This window comes from Streptomyces sp. BE303 (assembly GCF_036290945.1).
Taxonomy (GTDB): Bacteria; Actinomycetota; Actinomycetes; order Streptomycetales; family Streptomycetaceae; genus Kitasatospora.
In genome coordinates this window covers 1-357 of record NZ_JAQYWZ010000582.1, presented here as the reverse complement: position 1 = coordinate 357, position 357 = coordinate 1, and the positions used below count along the sequence as shown (strand labels likewise).

The 357-nt window shown below is 72.8% G+C and carries 1 protein-coding gene; it reads left to right on the top strand.

Annotation, left to right across the window (positions count from 1 at the left end; genetic code table 11):
- The coding region (locus tag PUR56_RS12915; RefSeq protein ID WP_329949001.1) for a beta-ketoacyl synthase N-terminal-like domain-containing protein at positions 1–357 on the top strand (357 nt) is incomplete at both ends.

The following is a 357-nucleotide window of genomic DNA, read 5'->3' as shown; positions in this document are numbered from 1 at the left end:
GGTCGACCCGCTGTCGCTCCGCGGCGAGCAGGTCGGCGTGTTCGCCGGAACCAACGGTCAGGACTACGTCGCGCTGCTGGACGACGGGTCCGAGGACGTCGCGGACTCGGCGGGCCACATCGGCACCGGGAACGCGGCGATCGTGCTCTCCGGCCGCGTCTCGTACTCGTTCGGCCTGGAGGGGCCGGCGGTGACGGTGGACACGGCGTGCTCGTCGTCGCTGGTCGCGCTGCCCCTGGCCGCGCAGGCGCTGCGGTCGGGCGAGTGCTCGATGGCGCTGGTCTGCGGCGTCACCGTGATGCCGAACCCGGATGTGTTCGTGGAGTTCTCGCGTCAGCGCGGGCTGGCTGCCGACGG